General features: G+C 72.6%; 26 protein-coding genes. 18 read left to right on the forward strand and 8 right to left on the reverse strand.

Annotated features, from left to right (window positions below):
- On the reverse strand, positions 1-702 hold a 702-nt coding region (locus QUG92_RS16610; protein WP_289460033.1), incomplete at its 3' end, for a hypothetical protein.
- Here QUG92_RS16610 and QUG92_RS16615 point away from each other — a divergent pair.
- The 10 genes from QUG92_RS16615 (at position 655) to QUG92_RS16660 (ending at position 10389) form a co-directional block, all read left to right on the forward strand.
- Entirely contained in the window at positions 655-1404 is a 750-nt protein-coding gene (locus QUG92_RS16615) for a hypothetical protein (RefSeq protein WP_182048005.1), read from the forward strand. The two genes, QUG92_RS16610 and QUG92_RS16615, sit on opposite strands and share 48 nt — an antisense overlap.
- A 25-nt stretch (positions 1405-1429) precedes the next feature.
- Complete coding sequence (locus tag QUG92_RS16620; RefSeq protein ID WP_182048006.1) at positions 1430-2407, forward strand: HAD-IIA family hydrolase; 978 nt, start codon at positions 1430-1432, stop codon at positions 2405-2407.
- Between the two features lie 10 nt (positions 2408-2417).
- Entirely contained in the window at positions 2418-2750 is a 333-nt protein-coding gene (locus QUG92_RS16625) for a hypothetical protein (RefSeq protein ID WP_289460034.1), read from the forward strand.
- Positions 2743-3594: a TlyA family RNA methyltransferase gene (locus QUG92_RS16630; RefSeq protein ID WP_289460035.1), complete on the forward strand. Its 852-nt coding sequence runs from the start codon at positions 2743-2745 to the stop codon at positions 3592-3594. Before QUG92_RS16625 ends, QUG92_RS16630 begins: the two co-directional genes overlap by 8 nt.
- Positions 3591-4511, forward strand: coding sequence for an NAD kinase (locus QUG92_RS16635; protein ID WP_182048009.1), 921 nt, complete (start codon positions 3591-3593; stop codon positions 4509-4511). Before QUG92_RS16630 ends, QUG92_RS16635 begins: the two co-directional genes overlap by 4 nt.
- Entirely contained in the window at positions 4508-6202 is a 1695-nt protein-coding gene (gene recN / locus QUG92_RS16640) for a DNA repair protein RecN (RefSeq protein ID WP_289460036.1), read from the forward strand. The genes QUG92_RS16635 and recN overlap by 4 nt, the downstream gene beginning before the upstream one ends.
- A gap of 139 nt (positions 6203-6341) precedes the next feature.
- Complete coding sequence (gene pyrG / locus QUG92_RS16645) at positions 6342-8063, forward strand: CTP synthase (RefSeq protein ID WP_289460037.1); 1722 nt, start codon at positions 6342-6344, stop codon at positions 8061-8063.
- Between the two features lie 97 nt (positions 8064-8160).
- Positions 8161-8745: an NUDIX domain-containing protein gene (locus tag QUG92_RS16650; protein ID WP_289460038.1), complete on the forward strand. Its 585-nt coding sequence runs from the start codon at positions 8161-8163 to the stop codon at positions 8743-8745.
- Entirely contained in the window at positions 8742-9332 is a 591-nt protein-coding gene (locus QUG92_RS16655; protein ID WP_289460039.1) for a DUF1349 domain-containing protein, read from the forward strand. Before QUG92_RS16650 ends, QUG92_RS16655 begins: the two co-directional genes overlap by 4 nt.
- 40 nt (positions 9333-9372) lie before the next feature.
- Positions 9373-10389, forward strand: coding sequence for a site-specific tyrosine recombinase XerD (locus tag QUG92_RS16660; protein WP_289460054.1), 1017 nt, complete (start codon positions 9373-9375; stop codon positions 10387-10389).
- A gap of 174 nt (positions 10390-10563) precedes the next feature.
- Here QUG92_RS16660 and QUG92_RS16665 read toward each other — a convergent pair whose 3' ends face one another.
- Both QUG92_RS16665 and QUG92_RS16670 read right to left on the reverse strand, forming a co-directional pair.
- Positions 10564-11007 carry a DUF2510 domain-containing protein gene (locus QUG92_RS16665; protein WP_289460040.1) on the reverse strand — a complete coding sequence of 148 codons (444 nt, stop codon included), beginning with the start codon at positions 11005-11007 and terminating at the stop codon, positions 10564-10566.
- 134 nt (positions 11008-11141) lie between these two features.
- Positions 11142-12173 (reverse strand): LLM class flavin-dependent oxidoreductase, encoded by a 1032-nt coding sequence (locus tag QUG92_RS16670; RefSeq protein WP_259346245.1) that lies wholly within the window; start codon positions 12171-12173, stop codon positions 11142-11144.
- Between the two features lie 64 nt (positions 12174-12237).
- On the opposite strand from QUG92_RS16670, the gene QUG92_RS16675 reads away from it, so the two are divergent.
- Together QUG92_RS16675 and QUG92_RS16680 are read left to right on the forward strand one after the other, a co-directional pair.
- Positions 12238-12570, forward strand: a complete 333-nt coding sequence (locus QUG92_RS16675) for a TraR/DksA family transcriptional regulator (RefSeq protein WP_289460041.1) — start codon at positions 12238-12240, stop codon at positions 12568-12570.
- 203 nt (positions 12571-12773) lie between these two features.
- Complete coding sequence (locus QUG92_RS16680) at positions 12774-13241, forward strand: TIGR02611 family protein (RefSeq protein ID WP_289460042.1); 468 nt, start codon at positions 12774-12776, stop codon at positions 13239-13241.
- 13 nt (positions 13242-13254) lie between these two features.
- On the opposite strand, the gene QUG92_RS16685 is transcribed toward QUG92_RS16680, so the two are convergent.
- Positions 13255-14505 (reverse strand): MFS transporter, encoded by a 1251-nt coding sequence (locus tag QUG92_RS16685; protein WP_289460043.1) that lies wholly within the window; start codon positions 14503-14505, stop codon positions 13255-13257.
- 106 nt (positions 14506-14611) lie between these two features.
- Between QUG92_RS16685 and QUG92_RS16690 the strand changes: the two genes are divergently transcribed.
- Together QUG92_RS16690 and QUG92_RS16695 are read left to right on the forward strand one after the other, a co-directional pair.
- Entirely contained in the window at positions 14612-14977 is a 366-nt protein-coding gene (locus QUG92_RS16690; protein ID WP_069713503.1) for an ArsR/SmtB family transcription factor, read from the forward strand.
- A 20-nt stretch (positions 14978-14997) separates the two neighbouring features.
- A complete protein-coding gene (locus tag QUG92_RS16695; protein ID WP_289460055.1) occupies positions 14998-16563 on the forward strand; it encodes a DUF7059 domain-containing protein in 1566 nt (521 codons plus the stop codon).
- A gap of 43 nt (positions 16564-16606) precedes the next feature.
- On the opposite strand, the gene QUG92_RS16700 is transcribed toward QUG92_RS16695, so the two are convergent.
- Complete coding sequence (locus QUG92_RS16700) at positions 16607-17470, reverse strand: NAD-dependent epimerase/dehydratase family protein (protein ID WP_289460044.1); 864 nt, start codon at positions 17468-17470, stop codon at positions 16607-16609.
- Between the two features lie 114 nt (positions 17471-17584).
- Positions 17585-18184: a TetR/AcrR family transcriptional regulator gene (locus QUG92_RS16705; protein WP_182047606.1), complete on the reverse strand. Its 600-nt coding sequence runs from the start codon at positions 18182-18184 to the stop codon at positions 17585-17587.
- Positions 18185-18324: 140 nt separating this feature from the next.
- Between QUG92_RS16705 and QUG92_RS16710 the strand changes: the two genes are divergently transcribed.
- Positions 18325-20808, forward strand: a complete 2484-nt coding sequence (locus tag QUG92_RS16710) for a glycoside hydrolase family 3 protein (RefSeq protein ID WP_182047618.1) — start codon at positions 18325-18327, stop codon at positions 20806-20808.
- A 411-nt stretch (positions 20809-21219) separates the two neighbouring features.
- On the opposite strand, the gene QUG92_RS16715 is transcribed toward QUG92_RS16710, so the two are convergent.
- The gene (locus tag QUG92_RS16715) at positions 21220-22227 is read right to left on the reverse strand and encodes an LLM class flavin-dependent oxidoreductase (RefSeq protein WP_289460045.1); all 1008 of its coding nucleotides are present in this window, start codon (positions 22225-22227) and stop codon (positions 21220-21222) included.
- A 120-nt stretch (positions 22228-22347) separates the two neighbouring features.
- Between QUG92_RS16715 and QUG92_RS16720 the strand changes: the two genes are divergently transcribed.
- From QUG92_RS16720 to QUG92_RS16730, 3 genes are all read left to right on the forward strand, one after another.
- Entirely contained in the window at positions 22348-24909 is a 2562-nt protein-coding gene (locus QUG92_RS16720; protein WP_289460046.1) for a DEAD/DEAH box helicase, read from the forward strand.
- 2 nt (positions 24910-24911) lie between these two features.
- A complete protein-coding gene (locus QUG92_RS16725) occupies positions 24912-25412 on the forward strand; it encodes a GNAT family N-acetyltransferase (protein WP_182047609.1) in 501 nt (166 codons plus the stop codon).
- Positions 25413-25477: 65 nt separating this feature from the next.
- Positions 25478-25729: a DUF6458 family protein gene (locus QUG92_RS16730; protein ID WP_069713507.1), complete on the forward strand. Its 252-nt coding sequence runs from the start codon at positions 25478-25480 to the stop codon at positions 25727-25729.
- 6 nt (positions 25730-25735) lie between these two features.
- On the opposite strand, the gene QUG92_RS16735 is transcribed toward QUG92_RS16730, so the two are convergent.
- Positions 25736-26257 carry a ribonuclease H family protein gene (locus QUG92_RS16735; protein ID WP_182047610.1) on the reverse strand — a complete coding sequence of 174 codons (522 nt, stop codon included), beginning with the start codon at positions 26255-26257 and terminating at the stop codon, positions 25736-25738.
- Between the last annotated feature and the right edge of the window lie 12 nt (positions 26258-26269).

A 26269-nucleotide genomic window follows, 5' to 3' on the forward strand; every position in this document is an offset into this window, starting at 1 on the left:
GGCGACCGTCCGTACCGTTCCGGTGGCGATGACCGTCGTCCGCCGCGTGACGGCGACCGTCCGTACCGTTCCGGTGGTGACGACCGTCGTCCGCAGCGTGACGGGGAGCGTCGTCCCTTCCGCAGCGGTGGCGATGACCGTCGTCCCCCGCGTGACGGGGAGCGTCGTCCCTTCCGCAGCGGTGGTGACGACCGACGTCCGCCCCGTGACGGCGACCGTCCGTACCGCTCTGGTGGTGACGACCGTCGTCCGCCTCGTGACGGTGAGCGTCGTCCCTTCCGCGGCGGGGGCGATGACCGTCGTCCCCCGCGTGACGGGGACCGCCCCTACCGTTCCGGTGGTGACGACCGTCGTCCGCAGCGTGACGGTGAACGTCGTCCCTTCCGCGGCGACGACCGGCCCCGTCGCGACGACGACCGCGGCGCGCGGCCCCGCTTCGGTGACGGCTCCCGGCACGTCGGCGCTCGCTTCGGTGAGTCGGCACGCGACGACTGGGAGGACCGTGACCCGTACGGCACCAAGTCGATCCGCCCTCGGCACGAGGACCCCGAGATCGACGAGAGCGTCTCGGCGCGCGACCTCGACCCGGCCGCCCGTGCCGAGCTCAAGACGCTCAGCAAGGACAACGCGGACTGGGTCGCGAAGCACCTCGTCATGGCCGCGCTGCTCGTCGACGACGACCCGGAGACGGCGAACCAGCACGCCCTGAGCGCCGCTCGTCGTGCCGGTCGCGTCGCCGTCGTGCGGGAGACCGCCGCGATCACGGCCTACCGTACGGGTGACTTCGCGACGGCGCTGCGGGAGCTGCGGACGTACCGGCGCATCGCCGGCAAGAACGACCAGCTGCCGATGATGGTGGACTGCGAGCGCGGCCTGGGCCGTCCGGAGCGTGCGCTCGAGCTCGGGCGGTCGATCGACCGTGCCGCGCTGGACACCGCGGTGCAGGTGGAGCTCGCGATCGCGATGTCGGGCGCCCGACTCGACCTGGGCAACCCCACGGCGGCGCTGGGGGAACTCGAGATCCCACAGCTCGACCCCACCACGGCCTACAGCTGGTCCCCGGCGCTCTACAGTGCTTACGCGGCCACGCTCGAGGAGCTCGGCCGCCAGGACGAGGCCGACGAGTGGTGGGCACGGGTCGACCGTGCGGCCGCAGCACTCGCCGAGGTCGCCGACGAGAACGCATGGGAGACTGTTGATGTGGTCGAGGAAGAAGTCGAAGGACACGACGAGCGCGGCACCGACGAGCCCGGCGAGCCCGGCGCGGACGAGCTCGGCGCTCCCGAGCACGGAGCTGACGGACTCGACGACACCGACCAGCTCGGCGGCGACGACCCCGACGACGACCTCGGCGAGATCGACGACGACAACCCCCGCGACGTCGACGGCTCCGCAGCCGGCTGACACGCCGAGGCCGCCGACGGACGGTGTGGACGTCGTCCTCACCGACCTCGACGGCGTCGTCTACCGCGGCCGGAACGCCATCCCGCACGCCGTGGAGGCGCTGACGCGCGCCTCCCTGCACGCTCGGGTCGGCTACATCACGAACAACGCGTCGCGCCGTCCGGCCGACGTGGCGGAGCACCTCGAGCGCTACGGGCTCGAGGTGTCCGCGGACGACGTCGTCACCTCGTCGCAGGCGGGCGTCCGGCTGCTCGAGACCCTGGTGCCGGCCGGCTCGACCGTCCTGGTCACCGGCGGACTCGGGCTCACGAGCATCGTCGAGGAGGCCGGCTTCACGGTGACGACGAGCGCCGAGGACGCACCGGCGGCGGTCATCCAGGGGTTCTCGCCGGACCTCGGGTGGACCCACCTCGCCGAGGCGTCGTTCGCCCTCGCCGACCCCGACGTGCCCTGGGTGGCGACGAACATGGACTGGTCGATCCCGGTCGAGCGCGGCATCGCGCCCGGGAACGGCACGCTCGTGTCCGCCGTGCACCAGGCGGTCGGCAGGATGCCCGTTGTCGCGGGCAAGCCCGAGCGACCGATCTTCGACGCGGCGATCGCCCGGTTCGGCGGGGAGCACCCGCTGTTCATCGGCGACCGGCTCGACACCGACATCAAGGGCGCCAACGACGCCGGCATCCCGAGCGTGCTCGTGCTCACCGGGATCGACCAGGCGAAGCAGGTGCTCGCCGCCGACCAGCGGTCGCGTCCGACGTACCTGCTGCAGGACCTGCGCGGGCTCTCGGCGCCCTACCCGGTGACGGTCCGACGGCAGGACCCGGACGGTACCCGGTACGTCTCCGTCGGCGACGCCACCGTCGCGATGCACGGGCACGTCGTCCGCGTGCTGGACCGCGGCGAACCGATCGACCGGCTCCGTGCGGGTGCCGCGCTGATCTGGGAGTCTGGCCTGGCGATCTACGGGCTCGACGTCGACCCGACCCTGTACGGCGGCGAGTAGCCTGACCGACGTGCCAGAGGAGCAGACGGAGCAGGCGCAGGACCAGGACCAGGTGCCGGCAGAGCGGGACCAGGACCAGGACCAGGACGAGCAGCAGCCCGGCCCGGACGACTTCGCCGCTCGCACTGCCGCTGCGGAGGACCTGCCGCTGCCCGAACGCGCCGACGCCTTCGCCGCGCTGCACGACGAGCTGCGCACCCGTCTCGAGAGCGGCCAGGCACCGCCGGCAGAGCGCAGGACCCAGCACACCACAGAGCCCACCACCGGGCACACCTCGGGCCGCGTTGCCGGCGCCGGTCAGGTGTGGGGCAGCGGTCGTCGCGACGGCGGACAGCGTGCCTGAAGCCGGCCTCCCGGACGGCGCGGGTGCACCAGTGCGCCTCGACGCCCTGCTGGCGGCCCGCGGACTCGTCCGGTCCCGCACCGCGGCCGCCAAGCTCGTCCAGGCCGGCCGGGTGACCGTGTCCGGCACCGCGGTCGTGAAGCCGTCGACCGCGGTCGCCCCGGACGCCGAGCTCGTCGTCGACACGGAGGACGAGTGGGTCTCGCGGGCGGCGCGCAAGCTCGTCAGCGCCCTCGAGGTGTTCGGCGTCGACCCGGACGGTCGGGTCGTGCTCGACGTGGGCGCGAGCACGGGCGGGTTCACCCAGGTCCTCCTGCACCACGGCGCCGAGCGGGTGATCGCGCTCGACGTCGGGCACGGGCAGCTCGACCCGGTGCTCGCCCTGGACGACCGCGTGCGCGTTGTCGAGGGGTGCAACGCCCGGGAGCTCACCCCGGAGGCCTACGCGGCACTCGACGCCGCGGCACCCCGCACGAGCCTGGTCGTCGGCGACCTGTCGTTCATCTCGCTGCGCCTGGTGCTGCCCGTCCTCGCCGAGGCCGTTCCCGCCGACGAGTTCGTGCTGCTCGTCAAGCCGCAGTTCGAGGTCGGTCGGGGCGGCGTGCGCGAGGGCATCGTCCGCGACGCCGCACTCCGGAACGACGCGCTCATGAACGTGCTGTGGTCCGCGTGGGACGCCGGGCTCGGCACGGTCGGGCTGGCGTCATCGCCGATCGTGGGGACGCACGGCAACCACGAGTACCTCGCCCACTTCCAGCGTCGTGTCGGGGGTGATCCGGCAGGATGGGGGAACCCGACGGTCTGGATCGGTCGGGCCACCGAACTCACCGAAGGACTCGCATGAGCGACGACCGGCACATCCTGCTCGTGTCCCACACCGGCCGACAGGACTCGATCGACGCTGCGGTCGAGGTCTGCGACCTCCTGCACGCAGCCGGCCTCACCCCGGTCATGCCGTTCGACGAGTACGCGGACGTCCGCCGGGCCGAGGCCTCGGTCGGGCAGGTCGACATCCTCGGCGTGGACGTGCAGGCGGACCAGCTCGAGATCGTCATCGTCCTCGGCGGCGACGGCACGATCCTCCGTGCGGCCGAGCTCGTCCGCGGGACCGGCGCTCCGATCGTGGGCGTGAACCTCGGGCACGTGGGCTTCCTCGCCGAGAGCGAGCGCGACGGCCTGCGTGCGACCGTGGAACGTGCCCTGAGCGGTGACTACAAGGTCGAGGAGCGCGTCACCCTGCAGGTCGACGTGGTCGTCGGGCACCAGGTCGTCTACACGTCGTGGGCGCTCAACGAGGCCACCATCGAGAAGGCGTCGCGGGAGCGCATGCTCGAGGTCGTCACCGAGGTCGACGGCCGGCCGCTGTCCTCGTTCGGCTGCGACGGTGTCGTGATCGCCACGCCCACGGGGTCGACCGCGTACTCGTTCTCCGGCGGCGGACCCATCGTGTGGCCCGACGTCGACGCCCTGCTCATGGTGCCGCTGAGCGCCCACGCCCTGTTCGCCCGTCCGATCGTCGTCGGACCGGACTGCACCCTCGCGGTCGAGGTCCTCCGCCGCACGAGCGGCGTCGGCGTGCTGTGGTGCGACGGCCGCCGGACGCACGACCTGCCGCCCGGCGCCCGGGTCGAGGTCCGTCGGTCGTCGGACCCCGTGCGGGTCGCGCGGCTGAAGGACGCCCCGTTCGCCGACCGTCTCGTCGCCAAGTTCCAGCTGCCGGTCGCGGGGTGGCGCGGACCCGCCGTCGAGGACGACGCATGATCGAGGAGATCGTCATCTCCGACCTCGGCGTCATCGGCGAGACCACGCTCGAGCTCGGGCCGGGGTTCACCGTCGTCACGGGGGAGACCGGTGCGGGCAAGACGATGATCGTCACCGCGCTCGGACTGCTGCTCGGCGCGCGCGCGGACGCCGGTTCCGTGCGCCGCGGTGCGCCGAGCGCCGTGGTCGAGGGCCGTTGGCACGTCCCCGAGCACGACGCCGTCGCGGAACGCGTCGAGGACGCCGGCGGCACGGTGGAGGACGGCGAGCTCATCCTCACGCGCACGGTCTCGGCCGAGGGACGCAGCCGGGCGACCGTCGGCGGCCGCAGCGCGCCCGTCGCGGTGCTCGGTGAACTCGCCGACCAGCTCGTCACGGTGCACGGGCAGTCCGACCAGATCCGCCTGACCTCGGCGTCGGCGCAGCGTGCGGCGCTCGACGGCTTCGGCGGTGCGGCGCTCGCGAAGGCACTCGCGCGGTACGTCACCGCGTACGACACGTGGCAGGAGCACACCGGCGAGCTCGAGACGCTCGTGCGCGACCGCGACGACCGCGTGGCCGAGGCCGAGCGGATCCGCGCGGCATCGGACGAGATCGAGGCGGCCGACCCGCAGCCGGGTGAGGACGTCGAGCTCGCGGAGCGTGCGGAACGGCTCGGCAACCTCGAGGAGCTCCGGCTGTCCGCGGGGCTGGCGCACGAGGCGCTGTCGAGCGAGTCGCTCGACGACAGCCCGGACGTGATCGGGCTCGTCGAGTCCGCCCGCCGCGCGGTCGAACGCGTCGCCGGCTCGGACGCCGCGCTGCAGCCCGTCCTCGAGCAGCTCACCGAACTCGGCATCCAGGCGTCGGAGGCCTCGGCGAGCCTGTCGAGCTACCTCGGCTCGCTCGAGCCCGACGCGGGACACGACCTCGAGCTCATCAACGAGCGTCGCGCGCTGCTGGCGAACCTCACCCGCAAGTACGGCGACACCGTCGACGACGTCATCGCGTACGGGCAGCGGGCGAGCGACCGGTTGCTCGAGCTCGACGGTGACGACGACCGCATCGTGGGTCTGCAGCAGGCCGTCGAACAGGACGAACAGGCGCTCGAGCAGGCCGCTTCTGCCCTCACGACCGCTCGGACGAAGGCAGCGACGGACCTGGCGAAGCGGGTCACCGCCGAGCTGCGGACCCTCGCGATGGCCGGGGCGACCCTCGTCGTCGAGGTCACCGACGCCGGCGAGTACCGCCGGCACGGGCGGGACCAGGTCGCGATCCTGCTGCAGCCGCACTCGGGCACGGACCCCCGCCCCATCGGCAAGGGCGCATCCGGTGGCGAGCTGAGCCGGGTGATGCTCGCGATCGAGGTCGTCATGGCCGGCAGCACGACCGTCCCCACCTTCGTCTTCGACGAGGTGGACGCGGGAGTCGGCGGTGCGGCTGCCATCGAGATCGGGCGCCGGCTCGCCAAGCTCGCGGAGCGGACGCAGGTCATCGTCGTCACGCACCTCGCGCAGGTCGCGGCCTTCGCGAACAACCACCTGAACGTCGTCAAGGACGCCAGCGGCGCGGTCACCTCGTCCAGCGTGCGCCGGCTCGAGGGCGAGGACCGCCTGCAGGAGATGGCCCGGCTCCTGTCCGGCCTCGGCGACAGCGCCAGCGGCATCGAGCACGCGCGCGAGCTCCTCGACGTCGCCGGCCAGCGCGCGTAGGCACCGAGCGTCCACGGACCGGACGGGAGGCGCGTGGCGGGCCCGCCACGCGCCTCCCGTCCCGCGTCGGTGCCGGACGCAACGCCCGCGGCGAACGCGGGTCGCGCCTCCCGGCCGTTCTGACGTACGATGGAACCCCGTGGCGGACACTCTCAGCGGCGGAACCAATTCTTCGACCTCGACCCCGAAGGTCACGAAGCAGATCTTCGTGACCGGCGGGGTCGTCTCGTCCCTCGGCAAGGGCCTGACGGCGGCCAGCCTCGGCAACCTGCTCACGGCGCGCGGCCTCAAGGTCGTCATGCAGAAGCTCGACCCGTACCTCAACGTGGACCCGGGCACCATGAACCCGTTCCAGCACGGCGAGGTCTTCGTGACCGACGACGGTGCCGAGACGGACCTCGACATCGGCCACTACGAGCGCTTCCTCGACATCAACCTGTCGCAGGCCGCCAACGTGACCACCGGGCAGGTCTACTCGAGCGTCATCGCCAAGGAGCGTCGCGGCGAGTACCTCGGCGACACCGTGCAGGTCATCCCGCACATCACCGACGAGATCAAGCGTCGGATGCGCGAGCAGGCCGAGAACGACCCGCAGCCCGACGTCATCATCACCGAGGTCGGCGGCACAGTCGGCGACATCGAGTCCCAGCCGTTCATCGAGTCGGCGCGGCAGGTGCGCCACGAGCTCGGCCGCAACAACGTGTTCTTCGTGCACGTGTCGCTCGTGCCGTTCATGAGCGCCTCGGGGGAGCAGAAGACGAAGCCGACGCAGCACAGCGTCGCCGCGCTCCGCTCGATCGGCATCCAGCCGGACGCCCTGGTGCTCCGGTCGGACCGCCCGGTGTCGGACTCGAACAAGCGCAAGATCGCCCTGATGTGCGACGTCGACGAGGACGCCGTGGTGAACGCCGTGGACGTGCCGTCGATCTACGACCTCCCGACGCTGCTGCACGACCAGGGCCTCGACCAGGTCATCATCGACGCCCTGAAGCTCGACGCCCACGACGTCGACTGGTCGGCGTGGAACCCGGTGCTGGACGCCGTGCACGAGCCGAAGAAGGCCGTCACGATCGCCCTCGTCGGGAAGTACATCGACCTGCCCGACGCGTACCTGTCGGTCACCGAGGCCCTGCGCGCCGGCGGCTTCGCCCACAGCGCCAAGGTTACGCTGAAGTGGGTCGTGTCGGACGACTGCACCACGCCCGAGGGCGCCGCGAAGCAGCTCGGCGACGTCGACGGCATCTGCGTGCCCGGCGGGTTCGGTGTGCGCGGCATCGAGGGCAAGCTCGGCGCGCTCAGGTTCGCGCGTGAGCAGGGCATCCCGACGCTCGGCCTGTGCCTCGGCCTGCAGTGCATGGTCATCGAGTACGCCCGCCACGAGGCCGGCCTGACCGATGCGTCGAGCACCGAGTTCGACCCGGAGACCTCGACGCCGGTCATCGCGACCATGGCGGAGCAGGTGGACATCATCGCCGGTGGCGACCTGGGCGGCACGATGCGCCTCGGCCTGTACCCGGCGCACTTCTCCGACGGGTCCCTCGCGGCCGAGCTGTACGGCGCGTCCGAGGCCTCGGAGCGTCACCGTCACCGCTACGAGGTGAACAACACCTACCGGCAGCAGATCGCGGACGCCGGGCTCGTCTTCTCGGGCACCTCGCCCGACGGCACGCTCGTCGAGTACGTGGAGCTGCCGCGCGACGTGCACCCGTTCTACATCGCCACGCAGGCACACCCCGAGCTGCGCTCGCGGCCGACGGACGCGCACCCGCTGTTCGCGGGGCTCGTCGACGCGGCGATCGCGCGGCACGAGGCGTCCAGCCTCTTCGACCCGGCCGAGGAGTCGGCGGAGGTCGTCGCGTAACGCGACTGCTCGACGGCCGGGAGGCGCGGTGCCGGCTGGCACCGCGCCTCCCGTCCGTTGCGGGTGCGTCGTGGGCGACGCGTGCTTGGATGGGGACGTGACTGACGCTGACGCCCCCATCGCCGACGAACCGGCCTCGTACGAGGTCACCGAGTCCACCGTCGTGTACGAGGGCGTGGTGTGGGACATCCGCCGCGACCACGTCGACTACGACGGGCACGACATGGTGCGCGAGTACGTCGACCACACCGGAGCCGTCGCGGTCTACGCCGAGGACGACGAGGGCCGTGTCCTCGTCATCCAGCAGTACCGACACCCGGTGGGCCTCCGCGACTGGGAGCTGCCGGCCGGGCTGCTCGACCAGGAGGGCGAGGACCACCTCACCGCAGCACAGCGCGAGCTGGGCGAGGAGGCGGACCTCGCGGCGGACCACTGGGAGCCGCTCCTGACGTACAACACGTCGTCCGGCGGCAGCGACGAGTTCATCGAGGTCTTCCGTGCACGCGGGGTCCGGGCGACGGACAGCGCGTTCGAGCGCGAGGCCGAGGAGGCCGACATCGTGACCCGCTGGGTGCCGCGCGAGGAACTGGTGGAGGCGATCCTCGACGGACGGCTGCACAACTCCGCCCTGGTCGCGGCGACGCTCGCGGTCGAGGCGATCGAACGGCGCGCCGGCCGGTGAGCGCCTCCGGGCTCGACGCGCTGCTGACGGACGGTCGGTGGACGCACGAGCCGGCGGCGGCCGAGCTCGACGGCGACGTCCTGCGCGTCACCGCGGTCGAGGGCAGCGACGCCTGGCGGACCACCTCGTACGGGTTCGTGCACGACTCCGAGCACGCGCTGCTCCGTCCGACCGACGGGGCGTTCGCTGTCGAGGTGTCCTTCGTCCTCGACTTCACGGAGCAGTTCGACCAGGCCGGGCTCTTCCTGCGCGTCGACGAGCGGGAGTGGATCAAGGCCGGCGTCGAACGGTCCGACGGTGTGCCGCAGGTCGGCGCCGTGGTCACGCACGGGACGTCGGACTGGTCGGTCGGACCGGTGCCGGCGTGGACGGGCCGCACCGTGACGGTGCGGGCGAGCCGCTCGGGCGACGCCGTGACGATCCGGGCGTGGGCCGAGGGCGAGGAACCCCGGCTCGTCCGGGTCGCGCACCTCGACCCCGGTGCGGTGGTCGCAGCCGGGCTGTTCTGCGCGGCGCCGACACGGTCCGGGCTCACCGTGTCCTTCACGGGGTGCCGGTTCGGGGAACCGGACGCGTCGCTGCACTGAGCGGCGTGCCCGGCATCGGCGCGGATAGCGTGGTGGGGTGATCCCGCTCAGTCGTGCCGTCGACACCTACCTGCGGCACGTCGCCGTCGAGCGGGGACTCTCGCAGCACACGGTCGCGGCGTACCGACGGGACCTCGCGGTCTTCGCGGAGTGGCTCGCCTCGGCGCCGGCGGTCGAGTCCGACGGTGCCGACCGCGCCGGGGGAGCGGCAGCGCTCGCCGACGTCGCGCGCCTCGCCCGTGCGGACGTCGCCGGGTTCGTCGCACACCTGACCACCCGTCCGGAACAGCCCCTCGCTCCGCGGTCGGTCGCCCGGATGCTCAGCTCGGTGCGGTCCTTCACCGCGTTCGCCGCCGCCGAGGGGTGGCTGCCCCTGGACCCGGGCACCGCCGTCCGCCCGCCGAAGGCGCCGTCGCGGCTGCCGAAGGCGATCTCGGTGCACGACATGGAGAGGCTGCTCAGTGCCGCGGGGACGGCTGACGACGACCCCGTGCAGCTGCGGGACCGGGCGCTCCTCGAGCTGCTGTACGCCACGGGTGCGCGCATCTCGGAGGCGATGGGGCTGTCGGTCGACGACGTCACGACGCTGTCCGATCCCCAGGACGAGGACGAGGACGAGGACGAGGACGGCGGCGGTGACGGGCTCGCTGTGGTCCGGGTCACGGGCAAGGGGAACAAGCAGCGCGTCGTGCCGCTCGGCAGCTTCGCGCGGGCTGCGGTGGACGCCTACCTGGTGCGGGCGCGACCGGTGTTCGCCGCGCGCGGGGCCTCGACGCCGGCGCTGTTCCTCGGTGCGCGGGGAGCGAGACTCTCACGGCAGAGCGCCTGGCTCGTGATCCAGGCGGCGGCCGAGCGTGCCGGACTCGCCGCGCACGTGTCGCCGCACACGTTCCGGCACTCGTTCGCGACGCACCTGCTCGAGGGCGGCGCGGACGTCCGTGTCGTGCAGGAGCTGCTCGGGCACGCGAGCGTCGCGACGACGCAGATCTACACGCTCGTCACGGCGGACATGCTGCGGGACGTGTACCAGACGGCGCACCCGAGGGCGCGGCGGTAGCGCGGGCGGGCGGGCGGGCGGGCGGGCTGGCGCGGGGTGGCGTGTGGCGGTGCGGGGTGCCCGTGCACAACGGGGAGCACGTCGCACCACGTGATCGCGTGGCGCGAGGTGCTCCCCGTTGTGCGGACGACGAGCGCCGGGGCGCGGGGCGCCGGGCGCTCGGCGCCGGCAGCGTCAGAACAGGTGGAACTGCAGCGAGGCAGCGACCGCCGCCGTCGCGACCGCGACCACGAGGGCGCTCGCCGCAGCGCTCCGCGCGAGCACCCGCCATCCACCCGTGGCCCCGGGGCGCACGATGCCGACGACGGCGGCGACCAGGGTCGCTGCACTCGCCACGCCCTCCGGGTTCCAGACCACGGACAGGACCGCGAGCAGCACCGCTGCGACGGCCGTGACGCCGACGCGCTGCACCGTGCTGCCGGACGCCCAGGACGCCGCGTGCACGGGTACACCCTCGACCGAGAACGACGGCCCGGCCGGCGCGACGACCGCGGGGGCGACGGGCTCGGCCCGCTCCTGCAGGACCCGCGTCTCGCCTCCCCAGGCGTGGCCGTCCCACCACCGCAGGCGGTGGGTGTCCTGCGGGTCCGGGAACCAGCCGGCTGCCGGCAGCGTCACGGGGTGCTCCTGGAGGGTGCGGTGGATGGTGCACGACGACGCTACGCGGACGGGAGGCGCGTCCACAGTCCCACAGCGGGTGTCGGCAACAAGGGGGACGCCGGTCCACCCCGGCGGTGGCGTCGTCGGACGCGTCAGGCGGGGACCGGCGCGGCGTCCACCTCGTCCATCACGGCCTTCGTCGCCGCGAGCAGCCGGGCGTTGAAGTCGACACCGAGCTGGTTCGGCACCGTGACGAGCACGGTGTCGGCGGCACGAACCGCGGCGTCGGCGGCGAGCTCGGCCACGAGCTGCTCCGGCTCCCCGATGTAGGACCGTCCGAAGCGGGCGAGACCACCGTCGAGGTGCCCGACCTGGTCCTGCCCCTCGACCTGCGCGCGCACGCCGAAGTAGTGGCGCGACTCGTCGTCCGTGATCGGGATGATGCTGCGCGAGACCGAGACGCGGGGCTCGCGCGCCCAGCCCATCTCGGCCCAGGTCGACCGGAAGCGCTGGATCTGCTCGGCCTGCAGCTCGTCGAACGGCACACCGGTGTCCTCGGTGAGGAGTGTCGACGACATGAGGTTCATGCCCTGCTCCGCCGTCCACTCGGCGGTGGCGCGGGTGCCGGCACCCCACCAGATCCGGTCTCCGAGCGTGTCCGAGAGCGGGGACACCGCGAGCGACCCGGCCGAGCCGGTCATCTGCGGGTTCGCGTGCGCCATCGGCTCGCCGGCGATCGCGCGGCGGAACACGTCGGTGTGCGAGCGCGCCATGTCGCCGCCGTTCTGGTCGTGCGCCTCGGGCACGTACCCGAACTGCTGGTACCCGGCGAGGGCGGTCTCGGGTGACCCACGCGAGACACCGAGCTGCAGTCGGCCGCCGGAGATGAGGTCGGTCGCGGCCGCCTCCTCCGCCATGTACAGCGGGTTCTCGTAGCGCATGTCGATCACACCGGTGCCGATCTCGATCCGGCTGGTGCGGGCGGCGATGGCCGAGAGCAGCGGGAACGGAGCGGCCTGCTGCGGTGCGAAGTGGTGCACGCGGAAGTACGCGCCGTCGACCCCGGCCTCCTCGGCGGCGACGGCGAGGTCGATCGCCTGCACGAGGGCCTCGCGTCCGCTGCGGACACGCGAGCCCGGCACGTCGCGCCAGTGCCCGAAGGACAGGAACCCGATCTTCGTCATGCCGATGCGAACGCATGCTGCGGCGCCGCCATTCCGCTCGGCCGATGCGACTACCGTCGTCGCCGTGGACGATCCCCGTGACGCACTGACGACGGAGCGGCAGCGCAACGAGCGCCTGCTCGCCGACGTCGAGCGGAGCATGCGCGACGTGAGCGATGCGCGGCAGGACGCCAACTCCGACGACGAGCACGACCCGGAGGGCGCGACGCTGGCCTGGGAACGCGGGTCGCTGGGCGCGGTCCGTGACGCCGCCCGCGACCGCATCCGGATGGTCGACGCCGCGCTCGCGCGGCTCGACGCTGGTACCTACGGGCGGTGCGCCGTCGGCGGGGAGCCGATCCCCGAGGCCCGCCTGGCCGCCGTCCCGTGGGCGGCGACCTGCGTCGCCCACGCCTGACGCGCCTCCCGGCCGGAACGGGCCCGTCTGCGTGGGACGCCGCGCGGCGCGTGAGACGCCGCCGCTTCCAGGACCGTCTCGGTGGGGCCGCGGCGTCTCGGCGGAAGGGCGGACGGGAGGCGCAGCACGCGCCCGTCCCGCCGCTCACGTGGCGTGGACCGGTTGCGCCGCCGTTTCCCAGCCGCGCGCCCTACGGTGCCGACATGGACGACACCCACGAGCGACCCGACGCGGTCGTGCGTGCCGACACCGAGGCCCCCGGAACCGACGGCGAAGACCGCTCCCAGCGCTTCCGCTGGTTCCGCCGCATGCGTGCGTGGATCCACGCACGCCCGGGCTGGCACCTGTTCTACAAGGTGCTCGTCGGCATCGTCGGCGGGCTCGTCGTGGTCATCGGGCTGATCCTCGTCCCGCTGCCCGGGCCGGGGTGGCTGGTGGTGTTCATCGGGCTGACGATCCTCGCGAGCGAGTTCCACTTCTTCCACCGGATCATCACGTGGCTCCGCGCGCAGCTGCACCGCTTCTGGGACTGGGCGAAGCGTCACGGCCCGCAGTGGCTGCGGAAGGCGGCCGACCGCGGGAAGGCCGACGTGGACGCCGCGCACGCTGATGCGCACCGCAGCACCGGGGTGCGTGCTCAGCGTCCCAACCGGGCACGAGCGGGGCACTGACCCTCGCGCAGCGCTACTCCGCGACGGTCCGGACGGAGCCGGTCGCGGTCCGCTCGACCGCCTCGGCAGCGCGCTCCTCGACCGCTGCAGCGTCGCGTGCGACGAGCTGCAGCACCAGCGCGATCGCCGCCGCGAGGACGATGAACGCGCCGTACCCGGCGAGCACCGGCACGAAGCCGAACGCCGGTTCGACGAGCCCCGCCACGACGGCCGGGACGCCGAACGCCAGGTAGCTGACGACGTAGACCGACGACAGCAGCCCCGCGCGGTGGGTCGGCGCCGCCGTGGCGAGCAGCATCCGCAGGGGCGCCTGGAACCCGGCGCCGAAGCCGACACCGGCGATCGCGCTGCCGACGACGAGCCCGGGCAGCGAGTGCGCGAACACGAACGACACGGTCACGACCGGTCCGACGATGAGTGCGACGAGTCCGAGGAACAGGCTCCGACGCGTGTCGAGGCGCTGGATCGCGAGCCCGGTGAGGCCACCGACCCCGGTGACGACCGCGATCAGGGCACCGGCCGCGAAGTGGTCGTGGATGCCGAACACGGCACCGAGCGCCGACGGGACGAGCGACAGGAAGAGCCCACCGAGCGCCCAGCTGGCGACGAGTGCGCCGGCGACTCCGCGGAAGAGCGTCCGCGAGGCCCGTGGGACGGACACCGTCGGGCGCAGGGAGCGGAGCGCGCCGGGCCGTCGGGTGACCCGCTCGGGCACGACGAACAGCGCGGCGACGAGCAGCAGGAGGAGTGCACCGAAGAGCACGTAGACGAGCTGCTCCGGTGCCGGTCCCCACTCGACCAGCGCGCCGCTCGACACGGCGCCGGTGGCCAGGGCGAAGGGCGGGACGGCGCCGTTCAGCACGCCCGCGAGCGACGGGTGGCGCTCGAGCGAGTTGTCGATGAGCGCCGCGCCGAGGGCACCGATGAGCAGTCCGACGGCGACCCCCTGCACGATCCGGTCGACGACGAGCGCGACGAACCCGTCCGCTCCGGTGAAGAGCACGAGCGAGACCACGAGCAACAGGCCCCCGGCGACGAGGACGGGCTTCCGGCCGACGTGGTCGGACAGTCGGCCGGCCACGAGCATGGTGACGAGGAGCCCCGCGACGTAGATCGCGAACACCGCCGTCAGCATGAGCGGGGTCAGCTGCCACTCCGCGGCGTAGACGGGGTAGATCGGCGAGGGGACCGAGGACGAGGCCATCGCGACGAAGAGCATGGCGGCGAGGATCCAGAACCCCGCGACTCCGCGTGCTGACTGCATGGTGGCACCTTCCCGTCGGACGAGCTGCTGTACGAGAGTATTCGTACAGCAGTTCCGCAGTACGACGCAAGTCGTACATGACCGGAACGGTGCTACCGTCTCGGGCATGCCCGCGAACGTCGACGCCCCGGAACGGCTGCCCCAACCCGCCGTCGCCGAGCTGGACCTGCCCGTCGTGCTCGATGCGCTGAGCGACCCGATCCGCCTCGCGATCCTGCACCGCTACCTGGTGGACGCCGCCGGCGGGGTCCGGAGCTGCGGGTGGGTCGGCATCGACCGCCCGAAGTCCACGCTCACCCACCACTTCCGCGTGCTCCGCGAGGCCGGCCTGCTCGAGCAGCACCAGGAGGGGCTGACCCGCTCGAGCCGCGTGCGTGTCGAGGACGTGCAGCAGCGGTTCCCCGGACTCCTCGACCTGGTCGCGGCGTGGCAGGTGCCGGCCGCGATCATGCGCGAGGCGGTCCCCGCGTGAGCGTCGCCCACGCCCTGCCCATGATCGTCGCCGAGCCGGCGGTGACGACGGCGCTCGCCGCGGACCTCGACGCCGCCGGCTTCACCGTGGACCGCATCGACGGGCTCTGGGGCACCGAGGCCGCCGCGTCGCTGCACCGCGGCTCGCGGGTCGCCGCGCTCCGGGCCCTCGCCGCGCGGGAGACCATGCCGCTGACGACCCTCGCGACGCTGTTCGTGCTCGGCCTGCCCGTCGACCGCGCCGACGCCGAGCGGGCGTTCCCGTCCGCCGGGCTCGACGCGGTGCTCGCCGCCGGCCTGCTCCGGATTGACCGCGACACCGACGACACCGGCCTGCCCGACGCCGACCACGTCCTGGTGCACCCGACGGTCGACCTGCGGCCCTACGCGTTCGTCGACGACCTCGGCGCCGGCAGCTGGTGGATCGTGTCGGACCTCGGGGAGCTCGCGCTCGGCACCGAGCTCGGCGAGGAGCACGTGCTCGGCATCGGCGGTGCCTCGACCACGCTGTCCGGGCTGCAGGTCCCCGTGCCCGTCCGCCGGGTGCTGGACCTCGGCACCGGGTGCGGCATCCAGGCCATGCATGCCCGACGCTTCGCGGACGAGGTCGTCGCCACCGACATCTCCCGCCGTGCCCTCGACATCGCCCGCTTCAACACGCAGCTGAACGGCATCGACGGCATCGAGTTCCGGCTCGGTTCGCTCTACGAGCCGGTGGCGGGGGAGCGGTTCGACCGGATCGTGTCGAACCCGCCGTTCGTCATCACCCCGCGGCGCGAGGGCGTGCCCGCGTACGAGTACCGCGACGGCGGGATGGTCGGGGACGCACTCGTCGAGACGGTCCTGCGCGGCCTGGCCGACCACCTCGAGCCCGGCGGGACCGCGCAGCTGCTCGGCAACTGGGAGTACCACTGGGGCGTCGACGGCCTCGACCGGGTGCGCTCCTGGTTCGACGACGCGCACGGCCTGGACACCTGGGTCGTCGAGCGGGAGCGCGAGGACCCGCCCGCCTACGCCGAGACCTGGATCCGGGACGGCGGGACGAAGCCGGGCACGGCCGAGTTCGACATGCTCGTCGACGCCTGGCTCGACGACTTCGCCACGCGGCGGGTGACCGGGGTCGGCTTCGGCTACGTCGTGGTGCGCGCACGGACGGGAGAGACTGCCGGCCTCCGTCGCGTCGAGCGCGTCCCCGAGGCGCTCGGGTCCAACCCCGCGGGGCTCGGCGCGACGGTCGCCCGGGTGCTGGACGCTGCCGAGTGGCTCGCGTCGCACGACGACACCGCGCTCGCCGCCGCACACCTGCGGGTCGCCGGCGACGTCACCGAGGAGCGCCACTACTGGCCCGGCAACGACGACCCGACAGTGATGACGCTGGTGCAGGGCGGCGGCTTCGGTCGACGGGTCGACGCGGACACGGCGCTCGCCGCGTTCGTCGGGGCCTGCGACGGGGAGCTCTCGGTCACCGCGATCGTCGGGGCGATCGCGCAGATCACCGGGGTCGACGAGGACGCGCTGACGGCCGACCTGCTGCCGCGGGTGCGGGACCTGGTGCTGGACGGCCTGCTGCTCGCACCGACGTCCTGAGACGACCCGCGCCTCCCGTCCGCACCCGCGGTGCGTGTCGGGGTCAGGCGCGGTGGTTCCGCCACGTGTGCTCGGGGGCGTAGCCGAGGAGCTCGCGGGCCTTGTCGGATGACAGGAGCGAGCTCGTGCCGTCGATGTCCGTGCGCCGCTCGATGTCCGGCACGAAGCGCTCGACGAGCTCGATCGTCGGGGTGTCCATCACGGTGTCCGGGCTCGCGATGACGAAGGCCTCGAACCCGGTGAGGTCGGCCTCGAGCGCCTTCCGCACGGCCTGGGCGCCGTCGCGGGAGTCGATGTACGACCACAGGTTGAACGTCTTGGCCTCGGGGGAGGCGTCCCACGGGAACGACGGGTAGTCGGTCTCGTCCATGACGTTCGAGAACCGGAGACCGATCATCTTCAGCTCCGGGTCCCAGCGCGTGAAGTGGCGGGCCATCTCCTCCTCGACGGCCTTGCCGAGGGAGTACGACGACTGCGGCCGGACGGGGAACTCCTCGTCGACGGGCAGGTAGGGCGGGTGGTGCTCGCCCATCGGGATGCCGAGCAGGGTCTCGCTCGACGCCCAGACCACGTTCCTGATCCCCGCGACGCGAGCGGCGTGGAAGACGTTGATCGACGCGGTGACGTTGTTCGTGATGAGCGCCACGTCCGGCACCTGGCCGGGGGCGGGCACGGCGGCGAGGTGCACGACGGCGTCGATCGCGTCGTAGCGGTCGTCGATGCCGGTGAGTGCGCCGAGCACCTGGCCGTAGTCGCTCAGGTCGACGCGCACGAAGGGCACCCGCTCCGGCTTGTCCGGCGACGGCACGCGGTCGAGCAGGACCACGTCGTACCCGTGCTCGTCGAGGTCGCGGACGACCGCCCGCCCGAGCTTGCCGCTGCCACCGGTCACCACAACACGCGTCATCGCGTCACTCCACATCGTCGTCGGACGGCCTGGTCGGCCGGGTCCCATCCTGCCGCGCGACGCTCGGAGGGGACCAGGCACTGGCGGTACCTGTCCGGCGGACGCGTCGGGGTGTCAGGAGGGCGCGGTCGCCGTCGACGCGCGGGCGATGGCGAGCTGGGCCACGAGTTCGACGTGTTCGGCCATGTCGCGGGACGGGTCGTACAGCCACTGGATCTGCATGCCGTCGGAGATCGCCAGGAGCACGCTCGTGAGCTGCTCGACGTCGACGTCGGGACGCAGGCGGCCGTCCTCCTGCATGACCCGGAAGTCCGCCGCGAGGTTCCGGCGGGAGCTGGCGTAGCGCTCCCGGAAGTACTCGTGGGCGGGGTGCTCCGAGTCCGTCGCGGCTGCGGCGGACAGGTTCACGAACATCTGCACGAGGCCGGGGACCTCGGCGTTGTGCCGCACGATGGCGGCGAGGAGCTCGGCCGGGTCCGCCGCGTCCCACTCCGTCGTGTTGTCGATCTCGTCGCGCCGACGGAGGACCTCGACCCAGAGGTCGTCCTTCGAGTCGAAGTAGTGCAGCAGCCCCGCCTGGGTCAGCCCGACCGCGTCGGCGATGTCCTTGATGCTCGTCCGCCGGAAGCCCTGGCGGGCGACGAGGTCGAGCGCCACCGTGAGGATCTCCTCGCGCTTCGCGATGCCCTTCGCGTACGAACCCCGTCGTGTCATGGCGCGAGCGTACCGCCCTGTCTGTCGGCGAAGAAACCTACCTCCGATAGGTTTTGCCTGCTACGCTGACGCCAGCCGCCGACGATGGCGCGCGGAGGTCATGCCCCGGCGCCCGTCGCACAACGAAGGGACCGACCATCGTGACCACCGTGGACGACACCACCCGCGCCTCCCGGCCGACCGCCGCGCCGCTGACCGAGCGCATCGAGGCGCTCCTCGCGCAGCTGACGACGGAGGAGAAGGTCCAGCTGCTCACGGGCCGTGACTTCTGGACGACCTGGCCGATCGAGAAGATCGGGCTGCGCCGCATCCTCATGTCCGACGGCCCGTCGGGTGTCCGCGGCGAGGTGTGGGACGAGCGCGACCCCTCGCTCAACCTGCCGTCCGCGACGGCCCTGTCCGCCAGTTGGGACCGCGCGATCGCGAAGCGCTACGGCGCCGCCGCCGCGGTGGAGGCCCGACGCAAGGGCGTCGACGTCGTGCTCGGCCCGACCATCAACCTGCACCGCTCGCCGCTCGGTGGCCGCCACTTCGAGGCGTTCAGCGAGGACCCGGTGCTCACCGGCGACCTCGCGGCGTCCTACGTCGCGGGCGTGCAGGAGAACGGCGTCGCCGCGACCCCGAAGCACTACATCGCGAACGACTACGAGACCGACCGCTTCACCGCGTCGACCGAGGTGTCCGACCGTGCGCTCCGCGAGCTGTACCTGCTCGCGTTCGAGAAGGCCGTGACCGAGGCGCACGCCTGGGCGGTCATGTCGTCGTACAACGCGATCAACGGCGTCACCGCGTCGGAGAACGACCTGCTCGAGACCCCGCTCAACTCCGAGTGGGGCTTCGACGGCATCGTCGTGTCGGACTGGACCGGCGTGCGCTCGGTCGACTCGGCGAAGGCGTCGCAGGACGTCGCCATGCCCGGGCCGAACCCGTGGTGGAGCGAGGGCCCGCTGCTGGCGGCGGTCGAGTCGGGCGAGGTCCCGGTGGACGCGATCGACCGGAAGGTGCGCCGCATCCTGACGCTGGCGGCCCGCGTCGGCGCGCTCGAGGGCTTCGAGCCGGTCGCCGCGCAGCCCGTGCACGTCGAGGACGGCGTCGCGTTCGTCCGCGAGGCCGAGGCCGAGGGCACCGTCCTCGTCCGCAACACCGGGGCGCTGCCGATCGACGCCGGCGCCGTGTCGCGGATCGCACTCGTCGGGCACAACGCCGACCAGGCCCGCTCCCAGGGCGGCGGTTCGGCGACCGTGGTCCCGGAGCACGTGGTCACCCCGATCGAGGGGATCCGCGCCGCGTTCCCGGGTGCGACCGTCGACTACGCCATCGGTGCGGTGGTGCAGGAGGGCATCGCGGAGTTCCCGCTGTCGGCCATCACGAACCCGTCCACCGGCGAGCCGGGCGCGCGGGTCGCCTTCGTCAAGGACGGCGAGGAGCTGTACGTCGAGGACCGTCGCGCCACCGCGCTGTTCTGGTTCGGCGGCGATGCCCCGACCCGTGAGGCCGACCGGCTCGACATCACCACCACGTACACCGCCGAGACCACCGGCACCGTGCGCATCGGCATCGGTGCCGCGGGTCACTCGCGCCTGTGGATCGACGGCGAGCTCCTGCTCGACGAGACGGTGCCGTACGAGGGCGACCAGCTCGGCGCCGCGTTCCTCAACCCGCCGGCGCGCTCGGTGCCGGTGTCGGTCGAGGCCGGCCAGCAGGTCGCGATACGCATCGAGTACGACATCGTGCAGGACGAGGCGCTCGGTGGGGTGCTCGCGTACCAGTTCGGCACCGAGCCGAGCGACGAGGACCCGGCGACGCTCATCGACGCGGCCGTGGCCACCGCCACCGGCGCGGACGTCGCGATCGTCGTGGTCGGGACGAACAGCAAGGTGGAGTCCGAGGGGTACGACCGTTCGTCGCTCGCGCTGCCCGGGCACCAGGACGACCTGGTCCGCGCCGTCGCCGCCGCGAACCCGAACACCGTCGTGGTGGTCAACTCCGGGTCGCCGGTCGAGATGCCGTGGCGGGACGACGTCGCCGCGGTGCTGCTGACCTGGTTCGGCGGGCAGGAGTACGGCAACGCCCTCGCCGACGTGCTGACCGGTGCAGCCGAGCCCGGCGGGCGCCTGCCCACCACCTGGCCGGCGACGATGGCCGACGTCCCGGTGCTCGACGTGACCCCGGTGGACGGCAAGGTCGCGTACGACGAGGGCGTGCACGTCGGCTACCGGGCCTGGCTCCGCGCCGGCACCGAGCCCGCGTACCCGTTCGGCCACGGCCTCGGCTACACCACCTGGACGATCGACGGGGTCTCGGCCTCGCCGACCGTGACCGAGGGGGACGCCGCGATCGTGACCGCGACGGTGGCGAACACGGGGGACCGCGCCGGCAAGCACGTCGTGCAGGTCTACGCCTCGCGTGCCGAGTCCGCGGTGGACCGGCCGGTGCGGTGGCTCGTGGGCTTCGCGCCCGTGCGGCTCGGTGCCGGCGAGTCGACCGAGGTCTCGATCGAGGTGCCGGCACGGGCGTTCGCGCACTGGGAAGGCGCCTGGCGGTACGAGCCCGGCACCTTCGAGCTCCACGTCGGGGCGTCGGTGACGGACATCGTCGGTTCGACTCCCCTCGAACTGGAGTGATCCGGTTTCCGCGCACGAAGGGTTTCGTTCAGTACCATTGATCTGCGCCTGACGGCTGGTTACCGTCGGCGCGCGCATCATCGAGGGATCGTCGTGCGCGCGAAGTGGCCTCCTGATCCGGTCGCGGAGCCCCTTCGGTCCCGATGCGTCCAGAATGCGTCCCCGCGTCCGCGCGGGGGCGCATTCGTCGTCCCGGCGCAGCTCGCCGCTCGGCGCCGCCCACTCCGTGAGCCGGCTGCCGACCCTCCGAATGATCCTCGTTTGTCCGGTTCCCGATAGTGACAAACACTCCGCTCGGTGCGAGAGTGGAACGACCATCCCGTGCGGATCAGGAACGGGATGGCCATCCGGCCGGGGACCGGGTCCTCACCACACCAGTGCCCCGGCCGGGTGCCCTCGGGGGAGCGGGCGTCAGGCCAGGCGGGGAGCGATCTCCTCGGCGACGATCCGCAGGATCCGCTCGTGCGATGCCGTGTCGCCGTTCGCCGGCAGGGTGATGACGAGCTCGTCGGTCGCCTGCACCGCCGGGTCCGCGGACAGGGCATCGACGATCTCGTCGACGCCGCCGGACACGACCTTGCTGAAGCGGAACGGCGGACCGCTCAGGGGGCGACCCTCGTCGTCCATCCCGCTCGCGTAGCCGGTGAGGAACTCCTCGTGGACCTGTCGGTCGTGGTCGTCGAGCAGCGGGACGACGATCCGACCGACCGCCACCTTCGGGGTTCGGGACGGGTGCAGCTCGGCGAAGCGCTCGCGGTACGCCCGGACCTGGTCGGCCTGCGCCTCGGCGAACGGCGCCCCGGTGTCCTCGGTGTTGAGCGTCGAGCAGTGCAGCAGCAGGCCCTTCTCGGCCGTGCGGATCGCGGTGCCCGTGCTGCCGCCGCCCCACCACACGCGGTCGCGCAGGCCCGGCGACAGGGGCTGCAGCGTGAGGTCGGCGCCGGCCGGGATGCTCTCGTACCCCTTGCCGGCGCTGCCGAGCGGATCGCCCTGCAGGACCTCGAGCAGACGGGCCGCGCGGGCCTCGGCCTCGTCGCGGAAGCTGCGCTCCGACGCACCGAAGACCGGGTCGAGGATCGGCCCGTACCCCGCGATGCCGGTGCTGATGCCGAGCTGCACCCGGCCGCCGCTGAGCAGGTCGACCGTGCTGGCGTCCTCGGCGAGGCGCACCGGGTCCTCGTAGCGCATGCCGAGCACGGCGGTGCCGAACCCGATGGTGCTCGTTCGCTGCGCCGCGGCGGCGAAGAAGGTCATCGGGCTCGTCAGGAACGGCTCGAAGTGGCGCCCGCGCACCCAGCCGGTGCCGTAGCCGAGGGACTCGGCCGTCGCGAAGAGGCGGAGGCCGTCCTCCAGCGCTGCGGCCGCACCCGCGGTGCCGCCGTGGTTGGGGACGAAGGAGAGGAAGCCGAGTTCGCGCACGCCTCGATCGTATGCGAATGCATTGAAAGGCGACAGGGCGTCGGCCGGGAGGCGCGTGGCGGGGCCGCACCGTGCCTCCCGTCCGTCGCCCGGTCACCACCCACCTGGGAGGATGGACCCATGACCGACGTCACCACCGCCCCGCCACTCGTCGCCGCCCTGCCGGCGGCGGTCGACGGCGCCGTCGACCCCGACGCGGTCTACCAGGCATTCGCCGACTGGGCCGAGGCCGGCGGACGACCGCTCTACCCGGCGCAGGACGAAGCGCTCATCGAGCTCGTGTCGGGCGCGAACGTCGTGCTCAGCACCCCGACCGGTACCGGCAAGTCGCTCGTCGCCGCCGGCGCTCACTTCGCGGCGATGGCCGAGGGGAAGCGCAGCTACTACACGGCACCGATCAAGGCGCTCGTGTCCGAGAAGTTCTTCCAGCTCGTCGACCTGTTCGGCGCGCAGAACGTCGGCATGGTGACGGGCGACTCGAGCGTCAACGCCGACGCCCCGATCATCTGCTGCACGGCCGAGATCCTCGCGAACACCGCGCTCCGGCAGGGTCCGGACGCCGAGGTCGACGTCGTCGTCATGGACGAGTTCCACTTCTACGGCGACGCCGACCGCGGGTGGGCCTGGCAGGTGCCGTTGCTCGTGCTCGAGCGGGCGCAGTTCCTGCTCATGTCCGCCACCCTCGGTGACGTCACCACCATCGCCGACGACCTGTCGCGCCGGACCGGGCGTCCGACCGCTCGCGTGACCGGGGTCTCGCGGCCCGTGCCGCTGTCGTACGAGTACGTGCTCACGCCCGTGCAGGAGACGGTCGAACGGCTGCTCGAGGAGGGCAAGGCGCCCGTCTACATCGTGCACTTCGCGCAGGCGGCGGCGCTCGAGCGGGCGCAGGCGCTCATGTCGGTCAAGGTCGCATCGCGAGAGCGGCGCGACGAGATCGCCGACGCCATCGCCGGGTTCCGCTTCAGCGCCGGCTTCGGGCAGACCCTCTCGCGACTCATCCGCGCCGGCATCGGCGTGCACCACGCGGGGATGCTGCCGAAGTACCGGCGGCTCGTCGAGCAGCTCGCGCAGCGGGGACTGCTGCCCGTGATCTGCGGCACCGACACCCTCGGGGTCGGGATCAACGTGCCGATCCGCGCCGTGCTGCTCACCGGGCTGACGAAGTTCGACGGGTCCCGCATGCGGCAGCTGTCCGCGCGCGAGTTCCACCAGATCGCCGGTCGCGCCGGCCGTGCCGGGTACGACACCGAGGGTGACGTCGTCGCCGAGGCCCCCGAGCACGAGATCGAGAACGCCCGCGCCGTCGCCAAGGCCGGGGACGACCCGAAGAAGAAGAACAAGGTCAAGAAGAAGAAGGCGCCCGAGGGCTTCGTGTCGTGGGGGCCGGCCTCGTTCGACCGGCTCATCGCGGCGGAACCCGAACCGATGGTGTCGCGGATGCGGATCACGCACGCGATGGTGCTCGCCGTCGTCGCACGAGGTGGCGACTCCTTCGCGTCGGTGCGCTCGCTCGTGTTCGACAACCACGAGCCGCGCGCGCGACAGCTCGACATGGCCCGACGCGCGCTGTCCATCGCACGGACGCTCGTGAACGCCCGGGTGATCGAGAAGATCGACGGGCAGTACCGCATGACCGTCGACCTGCCGGTCAACTTCGCCCTCAACCAGCCGCTGTCGCCGTTCGCGCTCGCCGCGTTCGAGCTGCTCGACCCGGAGTCGCCCACGTACGCGCTCGACATGGTGTCCATCGTCGAGGCGACCCTCGACGACCCACGGGCGATCCTCGCGCAGCAGCAGTTCAAGGAGCGCGGCGAGGCCGTCGCCCGGATGAAGCAGGAGGGCATCGAGTACGAGGAGCGGATGGAGCTGCTCGAGGAGGTCACGTGGCCCAAGCCGCTGGACGAGCTGCTCACCGCCGCCTACGAGGCGTACGCCGCCGAGCAGCCGTGGGTGCTCGACTTCCGGCTCTCCCCGAAGTCCGTCGTGCGCGACGTGTACGAGCGGGCGATGACCTTCGGCGACTTCGTGCGGTTCTACCAGCTCACCCGGTCCGAGGGACTCGTGCTCCGCTACCTGTCCGACGCGTACCGGACCATGCGGCAGACCATCTCCGAGGAACAGCGGACCCCCGAGCTCGACGACCTGATCGAGTGGCTCGGCGAGGTCGTCCGGCAGACCGACTCGTCGCTCGTCGACGAGTGGGAGGCCCTGGTCAACGGCGACGTGGCGGAGGCCGCGGCGGAACACGACGAGATCGCTCCGCCGCAGCCCGCCCGGCTCACCGGGAACCCGCGGGCGTTCCGGGTGCTCGTGCGGAACGCGCTCTTCCAGCGGGTGCTGCTCGCCGCGGCGGACGACGTCGCGGGACTCGCTGCCTTCGACGGTGCGGCGGGCTTCGGTCAGGACGAGTGGGACGCGGTGCTCGAGGAGTACTACGACGAGCACGACACCATCGGCACCGACGGGGACGCCCGCTCGATGCAGTACCTCGTGCTCGACGAGAACGGCGCAGGGCGTACCTGGCGGGCGCGGCAGATCTTCGCCGACCCGTCAGGGGACAAGGACTTCGGGTTCTCGGCCACGATCGACCTCGACGCCTCGGACGAGACCGGCGAGGCCGTCGTGCGGGTGACCGAGATCGGCCGCTTCGACGGCTGGTCCGAGGTGGACGTGGACTGATCGTGGCGCTGTCGCTCCGTCTGCTGGGTCCCGACGACGTCGAGGCGTTGCAGGGCCTGCTCGAGAGTGTGCCGTCGTACGCGGAACGCATCACCGGGTACCCGCCGGGGCCGTCCGACGGGCTGAGCGCGCTCATCTCGGTGCCCGACGGCTTCGACCCGTCCGGCAAGCACGGCCTCGGGCTGTGGGACGGGGGCGAGCTCGTGGCGTTCACGGACGTGCTCGTCGGGTACCCGGACCCTGCCGTCGCGTTCGTCGGCCTCCTCGTCGTGCGGGGCGGTGCCCACCGCCGTGGGCTCGGTCGTCGGATGCACGACGCCGTGGTGGACCTGGCGCGCTCGGCCTCGACGGTCACCCGGCTGCGGCTCGGGATCGTCGCGACGAACGCGGCCGTGGCGGAGCCGTTCTGGCGGGCCCTCGGCTACGAGCCGACCGGGGAGACGAAGCCGTACCGGTACGACCACCTGCGAAGCACCGTCGCCCTGTGGGAACGTCGCTGCTGAACTCTCGGTAGGTTCGGTGGGAATCCCGAGCCACCCGGCGGTCGGGACCATCGGAAGGACCTGCCATGCGCATCGGCTCGAGCATCGCCCTGATCGTGATCGGCGCCATCGTCGCGTTCGCGTTGGACTTCCAGGTGGCGGGCGTCGACCTGCGCCTGATCGGCTACATCCTGATGGCGGCCGGGGTCGTGCTGCTCATCATCAGTCTCGCCGTCGGTTTCGGCGGACGTCGGACCACGACCACCACCCGGTCGGGCGTCGACCCGGCGTCGGGGGAGCAGATCACGCGGCAGGACCGGCGGGACGGGACGTACTGACGCGCGTCAGAACAGCGTCGCGGGCGGGGTCGCTTCGGGGAGGGCCGACGGCTCCGTGACCTCGACGCCCGGCCAGCCCGGCCCCGTCGGGACCTCGGTGCGGTTCTGGTAGGCCGTCGCAGCGCCGCGGGCACGGACGTCGGCCGCCTCGTTCATCTCGTGACCGACGTGCCCGCGCACCCACTCGAACGTGACCGTGCGGCCCTGCAGCTCGGCGTCGAGCTCCTTGATGATCTCGACGTTCAGCACCGGCTTGCCGTCGGCCTTGCGCCAGCCCTTCCGCTTCCACCCGGCGAGCCACTCGGTGCACGCCTTGATCGCGTACTGGCTGTCGCACAGGATGTGCAGCGGCTCGCCGGTGTCCTTCGTGGCGCGGAGCAGCTGCAGCACGGCCGTGAGCTCACCGATGTTGTTCGTCGCCTTCGGCCATCCGCCGGCTGCCCACCGGTCGTCGTCGACGTACCAGGCCCAGCCGGCCGGGCCGGGGTTGCCGAGTGCGGAGCCGTCTGCGGCTGCGACGATCGTCACGGTGGGACCTCC

It is taken from the genome of Curtobacterium citri (assembly GCF_030362955.1).
In the GTDB taxonomy this organism is placed as follows: Bacteria; Actinomycetota; Actinomycetes; order Actinomycetales; family Microbacteriaceae; genus Curtobacterium; species Curtobacterium citri.

Excerpts from the sequence above, each read along its gene's own strand:
- QUG92_RS16615 (WP_182048005.1), top strand. The coding sequence starts at position 655 with ATGGCCGCGCTGCTCGTCGACGACGACCCGGAGACGGCGAACCAGCAC.
- QUG92_RS16635 (WP_182048009.1), top strand. The coding sequence starts at position 3,591 with ATGAGCGACGACCGGCACATCCTGCTCGTGTCCCACACCGGCCGACAG.
- recN (WP_289460036.1), top strand. The coding sequence starts at position 4,508 with ATGATCGAGGAGATCGTCATCTCCGACCTCGGCGTCATCGGCGAGACC.
- QUG92_RS16670 (WP_259346245.1), bottom strand. The coding sequence starts at position 12,173 with ATGACGAAGATCGGGTTCCTGTCCTTCGGGCACTGGCGCGACGTGCCG.
- QUG92_RS16680 (WP_289460042.1), top strand. The coding sequence starts at position 12,774 with ATGGACGACACCCACGAGCGACCCGACGCGGTCGTGCGTGCCGACACC.
- QUG92_RS16685 (WP_289460043.1), bottom strand. The coding sequence starts at position 14,505 with ATGCAGTCAGCACGCGGAGTCGCGGGGTTCTGGATCCTCGCCGCCATG.
- QUG92_RS16690 (WP_069713503.1), top strand. The coding sequence starts at position 14,612 with ATGCCCGCGAACGTCGACGCCCCGGAACGGCTGCCCCAACCCGCCGTC.
- QUG92_RS16695 (WP_289460055.1), top strand. The coding sequence starts at position 14,998 with ATGATCGTCGCCGAGCCGGCGGTGACGACGGCGCTCGCCGCGGACCTC.
- QUG92_RS16700 (WP_289460044.1), bottom strand. The coding sequence starts at position 17,470 with ATGACGCGTGTTGTGGTGACCGGTGGCAGCGGCAAGCTCGGGCGGGCG.
- QUG92_RS16705 (WP_182047606.1), bottom strand. The coding sequence starts at position 18,184 with ATGACACGACGGGGTTCGTACGCGAAGGGCATCGCGAAGCGCGAGGAG.
- QUG92_RS16720 (WP_289460046.1), top strand. The coding sequence starts at position 22,348 with ATGACCGACGTCACCACCGCCCCGCCACTCGTCGCCGCCCTGCCGGCG.
- QUG92_RS16730 (WP_069713507.1), top strand. The coding sequence starts at position 25,478 with ATGCGCATCGGCTCGAGCATCGCCCTGATCGTGATCGGCGCCATCGTC.